17 protein-coding genes are annotated in these 19,709 nt (G+C 35.1%); 10 read left to right on the top strand and 7 right to left on the bottom strand.

Features of this window, described 5'->3' with window-relative positions; genetic code table 11:
- Positions 1-145 precede the first annotated feature (145 nt).
- The gene (locus J8281_RS03915) at positions 146-1,759 is read left to right on the top strand and encodes an Ig-like domain-containing protein (protein ID WP_210196285.1); all 1,614 of its coding nucleotides are present in this window, start codon (positions 146-148) and stop codon (positions 1,757-1,759) included.
- Here J8281_RS03915 and J8281_RS03910 read toward each other — a convergent pair.
- Together J8281_RS03910 and J8281_RS03905 are read right to left on the bottom strand one after the other, a co-directional pair.
- A complete protein-coding gene (locus tag J8281_RS03910; RefSeq protein WP_210196284.1) occupies positions 1,751-2,533 on the bottom strand; it encodes an amidohydrolase in 783 nt (260 codons plus the stop codon). The two genes, J8281_RS03915 and J8281_RS03910, sit on opposite strands and share 9 nt — an antisense overlap.
- Before the next feature lie 1,378 nt (positions 2,534-3,911).
- Positions 3,912-4,058 (bottom strand): hypothetical protein, encoded by a 147-nt coding sequence (locus J8281_RS03905; protein ID WP_210196283.1) that lies wholly within the window; start codon positions 4,056-4,058, stop codon positions 3,912-3,914.
- Between the two features lie 120 nt (positions 4,059-4,178).
- On the opposite strand from J8281_RS03905, the gene ileS reads away from it, so the two are divergent.
- From ileS to J8281_RS03870, 7 genes are all read left to right on the top strand, one after another.
- Entirely contained in the window at positions 4,179-7,628 is a 3,450-nt protein-coding gene (ileS, locus tag J8281_RS03900; RefSeq protein ID WP_210196282.1) for an isoleucine--tRNA ligase, read from the top strand.
- Positions 7,629-7,631: 3 nt separating this feature from the next.
- Positions 7,632-8,015 carry a TraR/DksA C4-type zinc finger protein gene (locus tag J8281_RS03895; protein ID WP_210196281.1) on the top strand — a complete coding sequence of 128 codons (384 nt, stop codon included), beginning with the start codon at positions 7,632-7,634 and terminating at the stop codon, positions 8,013-8,015.
- A gap of 125 nt (positions 8,016-8,140) precedes the next feature.
- On the top strand, positions 8,141-8,674 hold the full coding sequence (locus J8281_RS03890; RefSeq protein ID WP_210196280.1) for an RNA polymerase sigma factor: 534 nt from the start codon (positions 8,141-8,143) through the stop codon (positions 8,672-8,674).
- Positions 8,675-8,678: 4 nt separating this feature from the next.
- Entirely contained in the window at positions 8,679-9,470 is a 792-nt protein-coding gene (locus J8281_RS03885) for a HEAT repeat domain-containing protein (protein WP_210196498.1), read from the top strand.
- Positions 9,471-9,495: 25 nt separating this feature from the next.
- Positions 9,496-10,251: a DUF4097 family beta strand repeat-containing protein gene (locus J8281_RS03880; RefSeq protein ID WP_210196279.1), complete on the top strand. Its 756-nt coding sequence runs from the start codon at positions 9,496-9,498 to the stop codon at positions 10,249-10,251.
- Positions 10,252-10,321: 70 nt separating this feature from the next.
- The gene (locus J8281_RS03875) at positions 10,322-11,035 is read left to right on the top strand and encodes a DUF4097 family beta strand repeat-containing protein (protein WP_210196278.1); all 714 of its coding nucleotides are present in this window, start codon (positions 10,322-10,324) and stop codon (positions 11,033-11,035) included.
- A gap of 169 nt (positions 11,036-11,204) precedes the next feature.
- Complete coding sequence (locus J8281_RS03870) at positions 11,205-11,825, top strand: lipoprotein signal peptidase (protein ID WP_210196277.1); 621 nt, start codon at positions 11,205-11,207, stop codon at positions 11,823-11,825.
- A gap of 6 nt (positions 11,826-11,831) precedes the next feature.
- Here J8281_RS03870 and J8281_RS03865 read toward each other — a convergent pair whose 3' ends face one another.
- The 5 genes from J8281_RS03865 to J8281_RS03845 all read right to left on the bottom strand — a co-directional run bounded on the left by J8281_RS03865 (position 11,832) and on the right by J8281_RS03845 (position 15,347).
- A complete protein-coding gene (locus tag J8281_RS03865; protein ID WP_210196276.1) occupies positions 11,832-12,233 on the bottom strand; it encodes a response regulator in 402 nt (133 codons plus the stop codon).
- 274 nt (positions 12,234-12,507) lie between these two features.
- The gene (locus J8281_RS03860; RefSeq protein WP_210196275.1) at positions 12,508-13,071 is read right to left on the bottom strand and encodes a 5-formyltetrahydrofolate cyclo-ligase; all 564 of its coding nucleotides are present in this window, start codon (positions 13,069-13,071) and stop codon (positions 12,508-12,510) included.
- A complete protein-coding gene (locus tag J8281_RS03855; RefSeq protein WP_210196274.1) occupies positions 13,071-14,051 on the bottom strand; it encodes a succinylglutamate desuccinylase/aspartoacylase family protein in 981 nt (326 codons plus the stop codon). Before J8281_RS03855 ends, J8281_RS03860 begins: the two co-directional genes overlap by 1 nt.
- A 1-nt stretch (position 14,052) precedes the next feature.
- Positions 14,053-14,928 (bottom strand): 30S ribosomal protein S6--L-glutamate ligase, encoded by an 876-nt coding sequence (gene rimK, locus J8281_RS03850; protein ID WP_210196273.1) that lies wholly within the window; start codon positions 14,926-14,928, stop codon positions 14,053-14,055.
- Positions 14,925-15,347: a RimK/LysX family protein gene (locus J8281_RS03845; protein ID WP_210196272.1), complete on the bottom strand. Its 423-nt coding sequence runs from the start codon at positions 15,345-15,347 to the stop codon at positions 14,925-14,927. Before J8281_RS03845 ends, rimK begins: the two co-directional genes overlap by 4 nt.
- A 194-nt stretch (positions 15,348-15,541) precedes the next feature.
- On the opposite strand from J8281_RS03845, the gene uvrC reads away from it, so the two are divergent.
- Together uvrC and J8281_RS03835 are read left to right on the top strand one after the other, a co-directional pair.
- Positions 15,542-17,341, top strand: a complete 1,800-nt coding sequence (uvrC, locus tag J8281_RS03840) for an excinuclease ABC subunit UvrC (protein ID WP_210196271.1) — start codon at positions 15,542-15,544, stop codon at positions 17,339-17,341.
- A 2-nt stretch (positions 17,342-17,343) separates the two neighbouring features.
- A complete protein-coding gene (locus J8281_RS03835; protein ID WP_371812578.1) occupies positions 17,344-19,629 on the top strand; it encodes a patatin-like phospholipase family protein in 2,286 nt (761 codons plus the stop codon).
- The last annotated feature ends 80 nt before the right edge of the window (positions 19,630-19,709 follow it).

The raw sequence follows: 19,709 nt of genomic DNA, 5'->3' as shown, positions 1-19,709 counted from the left end.
AAAGAAAGAAAGCTATCTTAGGGTAAATACGCCTTATGAGTATTTCAAATCCAGATTATCGAGTAAAAATAGGTTCGAATAGATACTATGGTTTTTTTTTACTTATTATAATTGTTTCTTTGTGATCAAAATAGCTAAAGCTGATATGAATAAAAAATTAGAATCGGTCGTACTTACTTTACTAGTGTTGGCTTTTGTGGTAAGTTGCGCTAAGAAAGGATCTATAACCGGTGGTGAAAAAGATGAAATACCTCCTGTTTTTGTAAAGGCTTTTCCTCCTAATTTTTCTACCAATTTTAACAGAGATGAAATTCGTATCTACTTTGATGAGTATGTAAAATTAAAAGATGCTCAAAAACAAATTATTATTTCGCCTCCTATGGATCCCAAACCAGAGATTACTCCGTTAGGCAGTGCTAGTAAATATATCAAAATTAAGTTTAAAGATACCCTATTGCAAAATACTACCTATAGTATCAATTTTGGGGAAAGCGTAGAAGATAATAACGAGGGTAATGCATATCCTTTTTTTCGATATGTTTTTTCTACCGGTGATTTTTTGGATTCGCTTCAGATCAAGGGAAATGTAAATAATGCCATACAGAAGAAGATAGATCCATATATAACTGTAGCATTGTATGATATCAATGATAGTTATAACGATTCATTAGTGTTTAATACGGTTCCACAATACATTACTAACACCCTGGACAGCACGGCATTTCATTTTTATAACCTCAAAGAAGGAACCTATAAATTGATTGCTCTTAAAGATGCAGCTTCAAATTATTTATATGAACCCAAACAAGATCAAATTGGTTTCTATGAAGAAGTTATAACCTTACCGGCAGATACAGCGACTTTTTTTACTATTGATATTTTTAAAGAAATCCCAGAGTTTAAAGCTTTGCTTCCGAAGCAAGCATCAAAAAATGAATTCTTTTTTCCATACCAGGGGGAACTTGATCGTATGAAAATTAAGTTGTTAAGTGATGCCCCTGATGATTTTAGAACCTTACTATTCCCAGATAAAGAAAAAGATACCGTACACTATTGGTTTACTCCTTTTTTCGAAGCAGATTCGTTGATTTTTGAAGTGACGAATTCGGAAAATTATCGAGATACCCTGGTGACTCGATTTAAGGATCAGTATAAAGATTCGCTTCAAATCACCACAAAATTTCAATCGGTATTGCCTTTAAACGAAAAATTTGTACTCTATTCTAATACGCCCATAGACAGTGTCAATCAAGAACTCGTTACGCTAACCGATAAAGATACGGTAGCCGTCCCCTTCAATATTATGTTAGATAAAGAAAATAATGAAGCACAACTGCTATTCGAAAAAACTGAAAGCAATTCGTATACACTAAATATGTTGCCTGAAGCCATCAAAGATTTTATTGGTAATGTAAATGACTCGATTCGTATTAATTTTAGAACCAAAAAAGCTACAGACTACGGAACTATTTTCTTAACATTACAAAATGTACCGCAATACCCGGTCATTGTAGAGCTTACTAATGAAAAAGATGAAGTAATCAGAGAACAATTCTCAACCAAAGAGGAGTTGCTCACTTTTGAGTATTTAGATCCCGGTACGTATTATCTACGAGTTATACTGGACATCAATAAAAACGGAAAATGGGACACTGGTAATTTTTTAAAAGGCATACAGCCAGAAGAAATTAAATATTTCCCAGATGCAGTAGATGTACGAGCGAATTGGGAACTCAAACAAACCTTTATTTTAGAGTAGTTTAAAATGATCTCTATCTTTTAAAAATGGAAGTTTTTCTCTCACTCTAGAGATATGTGATTTTTCTAAGGTTGCTAATAGTGTATATTCTTTTTCTACTGGGTTTTCTTTTGAAATCGAATTCCCAAGAACGTCATACACGGCAGAGTGCCCATTATACTCGAATCCTTTCCCGTCTGTACCCACTCTATTAACCCCAATACAATAGCACATATTTTCTATAGCCCTTGCCTGTAGCAAAATATCCCAAGCGTTAATTCTTGGCCTGGGCCAACTTGCGACATATAATACCACATCATATTCGCAGGTATTTCTTGCCCATACTGGAAATCTTAGGTCATAACAAATTTGTAGTTTGATTTTCCAACCCAGATATTCAACAATTACTTCTTCTTGTCCGGCAGTAAATACTTCATTCTCTCTGGCCAGGGTAAAAAGCTGGTGTTTATCATAGGTATCATATGCTCCATCGGGTTGCATAAAAATAAGTCGATTGTAATACTTCCCTTCTTCGGCAATACTTAGGCTTCCTGCAATCGCACAATTTTTTTCTTTAGCCATTTGAGTCAACCATTGCACGGTGTCACCACTCATCATTTCAGAAACCTCAACCGCATTCATGGTAAATCCCGTAGTGAACATTTCTGGTAAAATAATGAGATCAATAGACGTAGTGATCGCCCTGATTTTTTCAGAAAACATATCGCGGTTTTTCGATGCATTCTCCCAAACCAAATCCGATTGAATCAAAGCTATGTCTAAGCTATCCTTCATAATTCAAAAATACTAAAATTTGTATGCTACCAGGGGTTTTTGAATGTAGAATTTCGAATTTATAATGCAGAATGATGAACTTGAAAAATGTAAAAGTCAAAATGTGAAATGTGAAAGGTCAAAGTACAAAGTATAAAGTAAAGTGTACGTTCCCTCCTTGAGGAGGGCTAGGGAGGTGTTTTTGAATGTAGAATTTCGAATATCGAATGCAGAATGATGAACTTGAAAAATGTAAAAGTCAAAATGTAAAATGTAAAATGTAAAAGTACAAAGTATAAAGTAAAGTGTACGTTCCCTCCTTGAGGAGGGCTAGGGAGGTGTTTTTTGAATGCAGAATTTCGAATATCGAATGCAGAATGATGAATGTGAAAAATGTAAAAGTCAAAATGTGAAATGTGAAAGTACAAAGTATTACGTACTAAGTATTAAGTACTAAGTATCAAGTAAAAAATCATAAAGAATTCCCTCCTTGAGGAGGGCTAGGGAGGTGTTTTTGAATGTAGAATTTCGAATGCAGAATGATGAACTTGAAAAATGTAAAAGTCAAAATGTAAAATGTAAAAGGTCAAAGTACAAAGTATAAAGTAAAGTGTACGTTCCCTCCTTGAGGAGGGCTAGGGAGGTGTTTTTGAATGTAGAATTTCGAATGCAGAATGATGAACTTGAAAAATGGAAAAGTCAAAATGTAAAATGTGAAAGTACAAAGTATTAGGTATTAAGTATTAAGTATTAAGTAAAAAATCATAAAGAATTCCCTCCTTGAGGAGGGCTAGGGAGGTGTTTTTGAATGTAGAATTTCGAATACAGAATGATGAACTTGAAAAATGGAAAAGTCAAAATGTGAAATGTGAAAGTACAAAGTATTAAGTATCAAGTAAAAAATCAAAAAAAGGTAGGATCTCAGTAAACCAACAAACCTTCTCGGTATACAAATATATTATCTCGGTAGGTTAATAACGCTTCTTGGTGTACAAATAAGTCATCTCGATGAGCGAACAACCCCTCTCAGTGTTCTAACATATAGTCTCGGCAAACAAATAATCGCTCTAGGTATACAAATAAGGTATCTCGGTGAGCAAACAACCCCTCCCAGTGCATCAACATGTCATCTTGGTGAGCAAACAACCCCTCTCGGTGCGCTGTACAAACTGTTAAAATTTAGGTCTTAGTTCTCAGGTTTCAGGTTTCAGGTTTCAAATTTCATTCAACTTTCAACTTCCGTACTTTAACTTTAGAAATTATTTCAGTAGTAATTATAAAGGTCTGCCTAGCAACTTTTACATTTTATATTTAGACTTTTACATTTTTCATTCGATATTAAGTTGCTAACCTTAATTTAAAATTTTAACTTCTACAGCCCTTTTATAGCCAGTAGGTCCTATAATAGCACCCCCGTATCATCTGCTCCTAGATCTGATCTGGTGGGTTCTGGTGGCATTGTATTACATTTGCCTGCATAATTTGTGATCTTTATACTAAGTTTTTGAAGTACTAAAAGCACTTTATTTGCTCGTGCTTTTTTCAATAAAATCCTTATTTTCGCAAACTTAACAGAGAACTGATATAAACTTTTTTCAATTTGCTAGAAAAATGAAGGTCCTGCCTAAATCAAAAAAGCTTACATCAGTTCAGAAAGAACGAGCAAATGAGCACTAAGTTTCCTGAATATAAAGGACTTGACTTACCAAAAATAGCCGACGATATCCTGGATTTCTGGCAGCAAAATGACATTTTTGAAAAAAGTGTTACCGAACGTGGCGGAGCAGAACCGTATGTCTTTTTCGAAGGACCACCTTCGGCAAATGGATTGCCGGGTATTCATCATGTTATGGCTCGTGCAATTAAAGATATTTTTTGCCGATACAAAACCCAAAAGGGATACCAGGTAAAACGTAAAGCCGGATGGGATACGCACGGGTTACCGGTAGAACTTGGCGTCGAAAAAGAATTAGGGATCACCAAAGAAGATATTGGTAAAAAAATTTCAATTTCAGCATATAACGAAGCTTGCAAAAAAGCGGTAATGCGCTATACCGATATTTGGAACGACCTTACCCAAAAAATAGGATACTGGGTAGATATGGAGGATCCTTATATTACCTATACACCTAAATACATGGAAAGTGTGTGGTGGTTGCTTTCTCAAATCTATAAAAAAGGATGGCTATACAAAGGATATACCATTCAGCCCTATTCTCCAAAAGCTGGTACGGGATTGAGTTCTCACGAATTAAATCAGCCCGGGACGTATCAGGATGTTACCGATACTACTGTGGTAGCGCAGTTTAAAAGCCCCCTAACCCCCAAAGAGGGAACTACAAATTCTGTAGCCAAGGCTTTTACATTAGATGAGAATATCATTGAGGAATTCGAAGCAGCTTATTTTTTGGCATGGACGACCACTCCGTGGACTCTGCCATCCAATACAGCATTAACTGTAGGGCCAAAAATTGATTATGTGTTAGTAAAAACCTTCAACCAATATACTTTTGAGCCTATCTATGTAATTTTGGCCAAAAATCTAGTTGATAAACAATTTAGCGGGAAATTTACTCAGGTCGAAACTGAAACTGAAGTAGACAATTTTGACAAAAAAGATAAGAAAATACCATATTATATCGTAGCCGAATGTAAAGGAAAAGACTTGGTCGAAATTCGATATGAACAGCTTATCGATTATGTGCAACCCTATCACCATCCTGAAAATGCATTTAGGGTGATTGCCGGGGATTTTGTAACTACCGAGGATGGTACAGGTATCGTTCATACCTCTCCAACATTTGGTGCCGATGATGCTCTTGTTGCAAAACAGGCAAAACCCGAAATTCCGGCTTTACTCGTAAAAGATGAACACGATAACTTGGTACCTACAGTAGATTTGCAAGGAAAATTTATCAAACAACTCGGGGATTTAGGGGGTAAATACGTAAAAAACGAGTACTATGATGAAGGTACAGCTCCCGAAAAATCTGTGGACGTTGAGATAGCAATTAAACTCAAAACAGAAAACAAAGCCTTTAAAGTCGAAAAATATGTGCATAGTTACCCCAATTGTTGGCGTACAGATAAACCGGTTTTGTATTATCCGCTAGACTCCTGGTTCATAAAAGTAACCGACTTTAAAGATCGTATGCATGAATTGAACTTAGGTATCAACTGGAAGCCAAAAGCAACAGGAGAAGGACGTTTTGGAAACTGGCTGGCCAATGCTAATGATTGGAACCTATCTCGTTCTCGTTTCTGGGGCATCCCACTACCTATCTGGAGAACAGAAGATGGTAAAGAAGAGGTAATTATCGGTTCTGTAGAAGAATTAAAAGCCGAAATGACCAAAGCTGTTGAAGCAGGAATTCTTGAAGCCGATGTTTTTGCCGACTTTGTGGTGGGTGATATGAGTGAAGAAAACTACGAAAAGGTTGATCTTCATAAAAATATAGTTGATCAAATTATCCTAGTATCTCCTTCTGGAAAACCTATGAAACGTGAAAGCGACCTTATCGATGTATGGTTTGATTCTGGATCTATGCCCTATGCGCAATGGCATTATCCTTTTGAAATGCCCCCTGAATCTCCTAAAGGAGGAAGTCCTTTTAAGGCTGATTTTATAGCTGAAGGGGTTGATCAAACTCGAGGATGGTTCTATACATTACATGCTATCGCAACTATGATTTTTGACGATGTTGCTTACAAAAATGTAGTATCAAACGGCTTAGTATTAGACAAGAACGGTCAAAAAATGTCAAAAAGACTCGGTAATGCTGTAGATCCTTTTGAAACTTTGAAAGCTTATGGCCCAGATGCCACCCGTTGGTATATGATCAGTAACGCCAATCCCTGGGATAATTTAAAATTTGATGCGGAAGGAATTGCAGAGGTGCGCCGTAAATTTTTTGGTACGTTATACAATACGTATTCGTTCTTTACTTTATACGCCAATATCGATAACTTCTCGTATACCGAAGATAATATTCCCTTACAAGAACGCCCTGAGATCGATCGTTGGATTTTAAGTGAACTACATACATTAATTAAAAATGTAGATGAATACTATAATGACTATGAGCCTACCAAGGCAACCAGGGCGATATCTGAATTTGTACAAGAATACTTGAGTAACTGGTTTGTACGATTAAGCAGAAGAAGATACTGGAAAGGCGATTATCAAAAAGATAAGATCTCGGCATATCAAACTTTGTATACCTGTATGATTACCGTCGCCAAATTAGGGGCTCCCGTAGCACCGTTTTTTATGGATAGACTATATAAAGATTTGGTTACAGGAACCCGAAAGGAAAAATTTGAAAGTGTTCACTTGGCTAATTTCCCGGTATATGATCAAGCATTTGTTGATAAAGCCCTTGAACATAAAATGCAAAAAGCGCAAAATATCACCTCATTAGCACTTTCTTTGCGACAAAAAGAAAAGATAAAAGTACGCCAGCCATTGCAACGAATGATGATTCCTGTGCTTAACGAAGACGAAAAAAATGAGATCAAAGATATTGCCGATCTTGTAAAAAGTGAGGTTAATATTAAAGAAATAGAGCTTCTGGATGATGCATCGGGTATTTTAGTAAAGCAAATCAAGCCCAATTTTAAAACTTTGGGTCCTCGCTTCGGAAAAGATATGAAGTTGATTGCCAATAAAATACAATCATTTGATCAAGAAAGTATCAAAATTCTTGAACAAACAGGCAAATTTGATATAGAAATTAACAATAAAATTATTACATTAGGAACCGATGATGTAGAAATTAGCTCTCAAGATATTGAAGGCTGGTTGGTAGCAAACTCGGGTTCATTAACTGTAGCATTGGATATTACAATTTCCCCAGAGCTTAAAAAAGAAGGAATAGCTAGAGAACTTGTAAATCGAATCCAGAATATTCGTAAGGATAGTGGTCTCGAAGTAACTGATAAAATAGAAATCGTTTTTCAAGAGAACGCGACTATACAAGATGCTGTCAGCACTAACGAAACTTACATTAAAAACGAAACCCTAACTGAGACAATTGAATTTACAGCTAATGTAATAAATGGTACAAAAATCGCGTTTGATGACATTGCAACTCAATTGATCATAAAAAAACATTAGAAAATGGCAGAAGATGTAAAAGTAAGGTACAGCGACTCTGACTTAGAAAAATTCAGAGAAATAATCGTTGACAAAATGGAAAAAGCACAAAAAGACTTGGAATTACTACAAAGTGCTTACAAAAATGATGGAAATAATGGTACCGATGATACCTCACCTACCTTTAAAGCGTTTGAAGAAGGAAGTGAAACCATGTCTAAAGAAGCGAATACACAACTCGCTATTCGACAAGAGAAATTTGTACGTGATTTAAAAAATGCGTTGTTACGTATAGAAAACAAAACATATGGTATTTGTCGTGTAACCGGAAAATTAATTAATCCAGAGCGATTAAAACTAGTTCCTCACGCTACGCTAAGTATCGAAGCAAAGAATATGCAGAGCTAACAGGCTGTAAAATATTGTACATTTAAAGTGCTTTCCGGATTGGGAAGCACTTTTTTTATATCCTGATGTAACCTTTTTAAAAAACTAAGGTATTATTAATAGAAACTAACCAAAAGAGTAACATCTTGAAAAATGTAAGTGACGAAGAATTAATGATTCTGGTATCTAACGGAGATTTAGATATGATGAGTGTTCTATTTGAAAGATATCATGTACGAATCTATAATTTCCTGCTAAAAATGACTCGGGATCGAGATGTAAGTCAAGACATTACTCAAGAAGTTTTTTATAAGGCAATCAAATATAGAAACTCATATAAAAAAGGAAAGTTCTCAGCATGGATTTATACCATTGCCAGAAACATATTTTCTGATCATTATCAAAAACAAAAAAATAAAGATCAGCGTCTAGATGGCATAGAATACAAAACTGAACAGCAAGATAACAACAGTATTGAAGCCAACGAAACGAAAGAACAATTACATCTTGCTCTGGAACAACTTAACCCAAGTGATAAAGAACTAATTGTTATGAATCGCTATCAAGGAATAAAATACCAGGAAATTGCCGAGATTATCGGCTCTACTGAAGGTGCCGTAAAAACCAAAGTGCATAGAGCCATACATAAATTAAAAGAATATTATTTACAAAAGATATAATATCATGAACTGTCAGCAAATAGAAGACCTGCTCATCGATCATCTGGATCAAAATCTGGATCAAGAAACGCGTCAAAACCTAGAAGCGCACTTGAGCGATTGCCCAAATTGTATCAGTTCTTTACAGCAGCTTAAAGAAGTTTTTGAAGCTATTGGTAACGATCCTATAGAACTGCTTAAAAAAGAATTAACTCTTGATTTCGAGCAAATGCTCGAAAAAGAAAAAGCGTTATTGCATGACCCCAAAGTAGTTTCAATCGAAACAAAATCAAAATACTCTTGGAAAACTGCTCTGCAAATAGCCGCTACCATTGCACTGGTATTTTCTGCCTATTTCTTTGGTAAAAACCAGAATAACGAATCTTTTTCTAAAGAAATAGCCGTTCTGGAAAAAGAAAAAATTGAGATGAAGCAAACGATGACCATTTCACTTATTGAAAACGAATCGGCCAGCAAACGATTACAAGCTGTTAATTATGCCGAAGAGTTTGAAAAACCGGGGAATGACATTCTAAAAGCTTTAGTCAATAAAATGCATTACGATGATCATATCAATGTGCGACTGGCTGCAGCAGAAGCACTAGCAAAATTTTCAGATTCAGAAATGGTTCGTAAAGCATTAATCGATGCATTGGATAAAGAACAAGATCCCAGCATGCAAATTGAATTAATTCAAATATTAGTTTCCATTCAGGAAAAGCGCGCAATTCCTTCAATGGAAAAATTACTTCAGGAAGAAAAAACTCCTGATTATGTTAAAGACCAAGTAAAAATTGGTCTACCAAGTTTAATTTAAAATTTCAATCAAAAAACAAATAGTCATGAAAAAAATAGCAATCATATTAGTTGCATTCTTATGTATTGGGCAATTAAACGCCCAGGATTATACTAAATCACTGCAAGGCGTTAAAAAAGTAAAGATTAGTTCTGCATCAGGAGTAACTGTAAAAGCTCATAACAAAAATGAACTCTTAATTATTGGTGATGAACGAAAAACACCTGAAAAAGCAAAAGGCTTAAAAGCGGTTTATGCAGCAGGAAGTGATAATACGAACATAGGTGTATATATTGACCAAGAAGGAGAAACACTAATTGTCAAAAATCTTAAAAACATGCACAGTAGAGTATTAGAAATTTTCCTTCCTAGCACAATCAATATCACAGTCGAAAAAAGTAATTTAGGAAGTCTAAATATTAGTGGATTTTCTTCCGAAATCGAAGCTACCACCAATGTAGGACACATCAAACTTAAAGATGTTACAGGACCCATTGTTGCCAAAACTGCAACTGGAGAAATCAATGTAGTATTTACCAAAGTAAGCCAAAACTCGCCAATTTCTTTAGTCTCGGCAACTGGAGCTATAGACGTAAGCTTACCATCGAACACTGCGGCCAATTTAGAATTAAAAACATCAATGGGTGAGATTTACACCGATTTTGAAATTAAATTCCCGGTAGAAGATAACGATATGAAAATTGTAGGAGGAAAAAGAACCATAAATACTGCTCTTAATAATGGCGGAGTAGAAATAAACCTTAGATCATCTACAGGAAACATATACCTGCGAAAAAAGTAAAAAAGAAGTTAAAAATCAATCCCCCTGATCCGAAATTTTATTGAAGATCAGGATCAAAAAACGAACAACAATGAAAAACGTACTAATCTTAACCCTGTTTTGTTTTATTGCATTGCAAACCAATGCTCAAAAAATAATCGAAAAAAACATCAATACCTCTGCCAAAGAAGTGAAAGTAGCATTTAAATTTGCCGAAGATATCGTGATTAAAACCTGGGACAAAAATGATGTTTATCTAAAAGCTGAAGTAAGTGTAAGAGAAGGAGAATTTGACGATTATTTTAATCTCAAAATAGACAATTCTTCATCGGTTTTGGATATCCAATCAGATTATGGTGACTTGTTTGACATGTGGAAGAAAGAGCGTAAATCCAACAAAGAAAACAATTGGGACCCTTGTAATAACTTAAATATTGAGGCTTTCTATACCCTTTATGTACCAAGAAACATGAGATTACAAGTAAAAAGTATATCAGGGAGCGTACAATCTGAAAATTATCAGGGAGAACTTATCGTAGATATCATAAGTGGTAATATCGACATCAAAAAATATGATGGATACCTAAATCTTAAAACGATCAGTGGAGATATCGATATTAATGTAGCCAGGTCTCGTCTTAAAGCAGAAACCGTTTCTGGAATGATTTACTCTGATAAAGATATGGAGTTTGATCAGGGAAAAAATCGAGTGGTAGGAAGTAAAGTAACCGGGACTTTTGGTAGTGCCAATAGCGAATTGCTTCTTAAAACCATAAGTGGAAGTATCTTTATTAGAAAGCAGTAGAAAATATACTTTAGGTGTTATTAAAAGCATCCTTGTCTGAGACATGAAGAACAGGGATGCTTTTTTATTTGACTATTTCAGTTATAAGCAAACAGATAAGTGTTTGTATAACGAAATAAAACACTATTTTTGTCCGGCACTTTTAATACCAAGGCAAACCCGTTTATTTATGTCCTTAAAGAAATCTATCGTAGTGATCGTTATCATCTTATTACTCGATCAAATTAGTAAGATTTACATCAAGACTCATTTCAATCTTCATGAAGAATTCAAAGTATTCAGTTGGTTTCGTATTGTGTTTGTAGAAAATAAAGGAATGGCCTGGGGTTTTGAATTACCGGGTAACTATGGTAAACTTGTACTAACACTATTTAGGTTAGTCGCTATTACGGGTATCGGATATTGGTTATATGATGCTGTTCGTAAAAATAGCCCTGCTGTACTTACATTTTGTATTGCGCTGATATTTGCCGGTGCTTTGGGTAATATTATTGACTCCCTTTTTTATGGGGTACTTTTTGGAGAAAGCACAAATATAAATGTTGCCAGTTTTTTACCAGAGGGAGGAGGATATGAAAGCATTTTTTACGGTAAGGTGGTAGATATGCTTCAATTTACGCTATATGATGACATTTTACCAGAATGGATACCCTTTTTTGGGGGTCAACATTTCTCATTCTTTGATCCTGTATTCAATATTGCAGATTCTGCCATAAGTGTGGGCGTATTTTTGCTTATCCTATTTTATAAAAAAGCGTTTCCAAAGCAAAACGAAGCTCAGGTCGAATAGTTATCACTATTTTAATAATCTCTCCAAATTATCTATTGTAATAGGTTTTACCAGGTAGTTACTTACCCATGCTATAGATTTGACTCTTTTAATATCACGCTCATCAATAGAAGAGCTTACGACATAAAGATTAATTTTTTCATCAAATTGATGTTTAATCTTAGAAAATTCGTTCAAAAATTCCCATCCATCCATAATCGGCATATTAAGGTCCAAGAAAATAACTTGTGGTACTCCTGGAATGGATGAAGTAGTTATAGATTCCTGAAAAAAATTCATAGCTTCTCGACCGTTATTAAATACAATGATAGTTTCAGACAGCTGTTTCAATTTAATAATTTTACTTAATAAACTGATATACATACTATCATCATCGATAATGCAGACGCTTTCTATATTCTGGGACATGTTAGGGGTTATACATAGATAACCGAAATATACTATAAACTATCTTCGATAACAAAAAATGGTAATTTATTCTTATACCAGTTCTACTTTAAAGTTGCTCAAATAAAAAACAGTCATTTTTTGTTTAGACAAAAAAGAAAACTCAATCATAGTCGTAGGCTATGGTTGCTTTTTATGTTGAAGTATAAACGGCAAAGGGCAATCCTGACTGCCATCCGCCGGGCAGGCAGGTTTTGATGAGCAATTTTAAAGTGGAAGTAGTATTAAACCAGGGTTAAAAACTATATAATTCTAGAGGAGTCACACAAAAGTCTAGTCGTATATCCAAAGAAAAAATATCGGTTATACACTCTTCTGCTCTAAAGAAAGAAAGACCAATTTTAATGGTTTCAGGGCTGCATTTTGCTAAAAACGTATCATAAAAACCTTTTCCGTACCCTACTCTGTTTCCTTTTTTATCAAAGGCCAAAAGAGGTACAAATACTACCTCTATCTTATCTTCTGAAATCATAATTCCTTCTACCGGCTCGGGTATACCTAATGAATTTATTTCTAATTTGGTAGTATCGGTTAGTAAAATATGATCAAGGGTGTGATTATCGCCATTACTTTTAGGAACAAGTACATTTTTGTCTTTACCTTGCAAAATATGCAAAACAAACTCTGTATTGATTTCTTTTTGCCTGGATATTGGTAAAAAAATATGATAATAGGTTTTGTCCCATATGGGTAATGCTAATAGTCGATTAGCGATATCTATACTTAAACTATCAATTTTTTCTTGGTCTAATTGAGAACGTAACTGTTTGTATTTTTGACGGAGTTCTATTTTTTTCATTATTCTTCTAACTCAGTAGTAATGCGAAATATCGCATCCCCCTTATATACAATAGGTGCTTCGTTCACATTAATAATATAACCATCGTTACTCGATTTCACAATATGTCTCATTTTTCCGTATGGATCTGTAATAGTCGCCAGCATTTCTCCTTTTTCGACATGCTTGCCAATTGGTATTTTAATATGCAGCAATCCACTATATTTTGCACGAAGCCAGTTACTTTTTTTGATGACGATAGAATCGTTAATGGTATCGGGCATTTCAAATTTGGGGTGTAACATTTCTAAATAATGTAACACACGCATAGTGCCATACACCCCTTCTCTGGCAATATCCCTATTACTGTTTTGTGATTTTCCACCTTCAAACAATAAAATGTCTATATCTTTTTTGGCACAGGTAGCCCTGTAGGATCCGTCGAGGTTTTTAGAAAGTAGCGTAAATGGTGCATTAAAAATTTTGGCCATAGCCACAGATTTTTTGTTGCTAGGGTCTATTCTGATATGAGGTGCATTAAATCTACTACCACCACCCGTATGAAAATCAAGACAAAAATCGGCAATGGGTAATATTTCAGTAACAAATTGATAGGCAAATCGACTTGCAAGCGACCCATTTTTTGTACCCGGAAATACTCTGTTTAAATCACGCCCGTCAGGAAAAAATCGATTCATTGTTAAAAAACCGAATACATTAAGTACAGGAATGCATATAATTGTTCCTTTTACGGGTTTATTAATTTTTTTAGCTATAATCTGTCGAACGACTTCTACGCCATTAATTTCGTCACCGTGAATTCCCGCAGTAATAAGCACTGTTGGACCCGATTTTTTGGATCTCTCGATGATGATCGGAATTTCTACCTTGGTCGAGGTATATAGCTTTGCAATGTTAAAATTAATTGTTTTACTACATCCCAAAGGAACTTCTTCTCCCAATATATTGAGCACATCTTTGGTTACCCTTGTTTCACTCATGTTATTGATTCTTTCTTTCGATATATTTGATAATTGATTTTGCAATATCTTTTCCGGTGGCATTTTCTATGCCTTCCAGTCCTGGAGAAGAATTAACTTCTAAAATAAGTGGTCCTCTTTTACTTTGCAACATATCGACACCAGCAACCCCCATTTTTAAGGTTTTAGCAGCCATAATTGCTGCTTGCTCTTCGTGTCGAGTGAGTCGTATCACATTCGCCGTACCACCACGATGCAGGTTAGATCGAAATTCTCCTGCTTTGCTTTGCCTTTTCATAGCTCCCACTACTTGGCCGTCTACCACTAAAACTCTGATATCTGCTCCTTTGGCTTCTTTGATGAATTCTTGAACGATTACTCTGGCTTGCAAACCGTTGAATGCCTCTAAAACCGACTCGGCAGCAGTTTTTGTTTCTGCAAGAACTACACCTAATCCTTGGGTACCTTCAAGAAGTTTTATAATTAAAGGAGCTCCGCCTACATGAGAAATAACTTCAGAAACATCTTTCGAATAATTAGTAAATACCGTTTTGGGTAACCCAAGTCCTGCCTTTGACAAGACCTGCAAACTGCGTAGCTTGTCTCTGGATTGGATCAATGCTTGTGAACTTAGGGTTGTAAATACATTCATCATCTCGAACTGCCGCACTACAGCGGTACCATAAAAAGTAGTAGAAGCTCCTATTCTAGGTATTACTGCATCAACATGATCTAGTTTTCTACCTCGGTAATAGATTTCTGGCTTTTGCCGTTCAATAACTATATCACAACTTAAAGGATCGATCACTTGCACGTTGTGTTTACGTTTTACTGCAGCTTGAACTAGAGCATGGGTAGAATATAAATTCGTACTGCGCGACAAAATTTTAATATTCATTTCGTTTTTAAATTGTAAGACTGATTTTCTAACTGGGGATCGACTAAAAATTTTCCACTCAAAAATCTGCGCCCTATTAATACAGGAAAACGCATATCATCACGGGGAGATAACGTAAAAGTGATAGGATAAGATCTATTAAATACTTGAATTTGAGTTCGTATGGCAAAACGTGTTTCAATTTTTCCATTGCTACTCTTCACGGCAGTCATATCATAATTTTTAAATATGAATTTTTTACCGTTGTACTCTGGGTGGGTGGCATCTAGAAATGTACATTGCAATGTTTTATCCACTTCCCGAATATCAATACAATGTATCGCAGAAGTATATGCTCCTGTATCAATTTTTGCATTGATATTAGATAATTCTAAGATTGGAAAATCAACTTTGTCTGTACGACCAATTATTTCCTTCATGCGTTCCTAAAAAATAACCGTTTTCATTTAGAACTACTAATGTAATAAAAATCAAAACGCGCCATACCGTTATAGATATTTAAATAAATCTCGTAAAAAAGGAAATTTTAAGCTTAGAAGAATCCGGTTTAACATAATTTAAACTTTAAAACTGTATTCATAAATTGCCGTAAACTCTTAAATTTACCCTATAAATGCAAAACGCCTCATTAGACATACAACTTAGAACATTACCTTCTGGTCCGGGAGTGTATCAATATTATGATAAAGAAGGTAGGTTGTTGTATGTTGGTAAAGCAAAAAATTTAAAGAAAAGAGTAGCTTCTTATTTCACAAAGAATCACGATAACTACAAAACCAAAATTCTTGTAAAAAAAATTCATTCGATACAACATATAGTCGTCGATACAGAGACCGATGCCTTATTATTAGAAAACAACCTGATTAAAAAACACCAACCTCGTTTTAATGTTATGCTTAAGGATGACAAAACCTATCCTTGGATTTGTATAAAGAATGAACGTTTTCCCAGAGTTTTTCCTACTAGAAATTTAATTAAAGACGGATCAGAGTATTACGGACCCTACACCAACTTTAAAACTGTAAATACATTATTAGATCTCATTAAAGGGCTGTACCAGCTTAGAACATGTAACTATGATTTATCTCAGGATAAAATAGATAACGGCAAATATAAAGTTTGCCTTGAGTATCACTTGGGGAACTGCAAAGGTCCTTGTGAAGGTTTTCAGGATGAAGGTGAATATAATCAAAACCTTAATGCTATAAGACAAATCGTAAAAGGGAATTTTAAAGAATCGTTGCATCGATTTAAACATCAAATGGCAGACCATGCCAAAAAAATGGAGTTCGAAGATGCTCAAAGAATTAAAGAAAAAATAGAAGTATTAGAAAAATATCAGGTAAAATCTACTGTAGTCAACCCAAAAATTAGCAATGTCGATGTTTTTTCGATCATCTCAGACGAGTCTTTTGGCTATGTCAATTTTTTTCAGCTTTCGTATGGATCAATCATACGATCTCACACCACTGAAATTAAAAAAAAGCTGGAAGAAACTGATAAAGAATTATTAGAATTAGCGATCATAGAATTGCGCCAACGTTTCAATTCTAAGTCAAAAGAGATTTATGTTCCTTTTGAAGTTGATGTAGGTGAACATATAAAAATCACAGTACCGCAGTTAGGAGACAAGAAAAAAATTGTCGATCTGTCTTTGCGAAATGCCAAATATTTTAGACAAGAACGTTTTAAACAAATTAAAATCATAGATCCAGACCGCCATGTTAAACGCTTAATGGGTCAAATGAAAAAGGATTTACGATTGCCTGAAGAGCCCCGACACATAGAATGTTTTGATAATTCGAATATCCAGGGTACACACCCGGTGGCTGCTTGTGTAGTTTTTAAAGACGGAAAACCAAGTAAAAAAGACTACAGGAAGTTCAATATCAAAACCGTAGAAGGTCCTAATGACTTTGCTTCTATGGAAGAAGTTGTTTATCGCAGGTATAAACGATTGCTTGATGAAAACGAACCCTTACCTCAACTGGTTATCGTCGATGGTGGAAAAGGACAACTTTCTTCTGGCTTAAAAGCTCTTGACACCCTTGGAATCAGAGGAAAAACTACTATTATTGGTATTGCCAAAAGACTAGAAGAAATCTATTACCCCGGTGATACTATTCCTTTATACTTAGACAAGAAATCAGAAACCCTGAAGGTCATTCAACATCTGAGAAACGAAGCACATCGCTTCGGAATAACATTTCATAGGCAAAAACGAAGCAAATCGGCTTTAGACACAGAGTTAGATGCTATACCCGGTGTTGGTGAAAAAACAGTAATAGAACTATTGAAACATTTTCGATCGGTAAAAAAAATTCAAAAAGCTTCGATAAATGAGCTTACCCAAGTAGTGGGACAATCGCGCGCAACCAAAATATTTAATTTTTATCTTTCTAAAAAGGAATAACGGTGTATATACGAGACGTTTTAAGGATTTATCTAGTTCGAATATCGGTATTTCTGATTTGTTTTTTCCCTCAGACGCATCAATCTCAAGATGAGATACCAATACAAAGTCGTGATGATGCTCAAAACAAGGATGTTAAGGTAGGTTTAGTTCTTAGTGGTGGCGGAGCCAAAGGCCTGGCACATATCGGCGCTTTAAAAATTATAGAAGATGCAGGAGTTCGTATAGATTACATAGGAGGAACTAGTATGGGCGCTATCGTAGGTGCACTATATGCATCAGGATATCGAGCAAAAGAGTTAGATTCTATATTTAGATCGGTAAACTTCGATACGTTTATCCAAGATTTGTTACCCCGGGATGCAAAAACGTTTTATGAAAGAGAAGATGCCGAGAAATATGCAATCACCCTTCCTTTTGATAACTTCAAAATAGGATTACCGCAAGGATTATCCAAAGGACAAAATTTTTACAATCAGTTTTCGAGATTTACAGCACACGTGAACGACATTAACGATTTTGATGACCTCCCAATTCCATTTTTCTGTATGGCTACCAATATTGAAACTGGTCAGCAAGTATTGCTTGACAAAGGGTATTTGCCAGAAGCTGTTGCCGCCAGCGGGGCGTTACCTTCTATCTTTAGCCCTGTTGAATTAAATGGAGTTTTAATGACAGATGGTGGCGTATCTAATAATTATCCCGTAAACGAAATAAAAGAAAAAGGAGCCGAAATAGTAATAGGGATCGACGTTCAGGATAGTTTGCTACCACAAGGTGAATTAAATTCTTTGACCAATATCATGTTACAAATCAGTAATTTCAGGACCTTTAATGCGATGAAAGACAAGGTTGCACAAACCGATATCTATATAAAGCCTGCGATTATGGATTTTTCTGTGATGTCTTTTGACAAAGCCAACGAAATTATTAAAAGTGGAGAAAAAGCTGCCGCTTTGAAATCTGAAAAATTAAAAGCAATCGCTCGGCAGCAAAAACCCTCTAAACCTAAAGAAAAAGTTCCTGAAAATTCTGAGAACCTACTTATTAACGGACTTTATATTACTGGAAATCAAAGATATACCAGAGCATATATACGAGGTAAACTTAAGTTACAAACGCCTAGAGTCACTACGTATGAAAAATTAAACGAAGGAATCAATAACTTATCGGCTACAGGAAATTTTGATAGAGTAAGCCACAGATTGATCGATGGGGATCAAGGCAAAGAACTGGCTCTTAACGTAAAAGAAAGTGACAATAAAATGTTACTGCGGTTTGCCTTACATTATGACGATCTTTATCAAACGGCTGCACTAGTTAATGTTACCAGAAAAAGCTTATTGGTAAACAATGATGTGCTTTCTCTCGATGTAGCTTTAGGGGATAATGTTCGCTACAATTTAGATTATTACATTGATAAAGGTTTTTATTGGAGTACAGGGTTGAAATACGAATACAATAACTTTCAAAAAGATTTTGATTTTAGTTTTATAGGGCAATTTAGAGAAATTCCTGATCTCGACATCAATACGATCGATGTTACTTACACAGATCATACCGTTCAGGCCTATGCCGAAACCTTGTTAAACCAAACATTTTCTCTAGGCCTGGGTGCCGAATATAAAAGGTTACAAATCATTTCAGATACTTTTGGAGAAGATGAAGATCAAGTTCCAAGAACTGTCTTCGAGAACAGTGATTATTGGAGTGCTTTTGGATACTTAAAATTTGATACGTATGATAATAAATATTTTCCAAAGCGCGGGATATTATTTGAAGGAGACATTCACACCTATCTCTTCTCCTCAGACTTTACCAATACATTTGATGAGTTTTCTATAGCCAAGGCACATCTGGGGTATGCCCGTCCTCTATTTCAAAATATAGCCTTGAATATAAGTCTAGAGGCCGGTACCAAAATCGGTAATAATGCTATCAATTCTTTAGATTTTTTGTTAGGAGGTTTTGGAGCAAAAACAATTAATAATTTTATTCCTTTTTATGGATATGATTTTTTAAGCATCGCCGGATCAAGTTTCATGAAAGGATTGATCACATTGGATTACGAAATTTTCAAAAAAAATCACATTAATGTATCCGCTAATTTTGCCAATGTAGGTAATAAGCTGTTCAGTACAGGAAGATGGTTCGAGGATCCCGAATATTCTGGATATGCATTAGGATACGGGTTAGAAACATTTGCAGGCCCCGTGCAGGTGAAATATACCTATTCTCCAGAACTTGATGAAAGCACATGGTTTTTTAGTGTAGGTTTTTGGTTTTAATGAACTCATTTAAGATCATCAAATCTTTATTCTTTTCTCTTTCAGCTTTCTGTATTATTAACAGAAATATTTACGATATT

This window comes from Aquimarina sp. U1-2, from assembly GCF_017897595.1.
Classification (GTDB): Bacteria; Bacteroidota; Bacteroidia; order Flavobacteriales; family Flavobacteriaceae; genus Aquimarina.
Note: the sequence above shows the minus strand (reverse complement) of the source record. Positions and strands in the feature narration are given on the sequence as shown.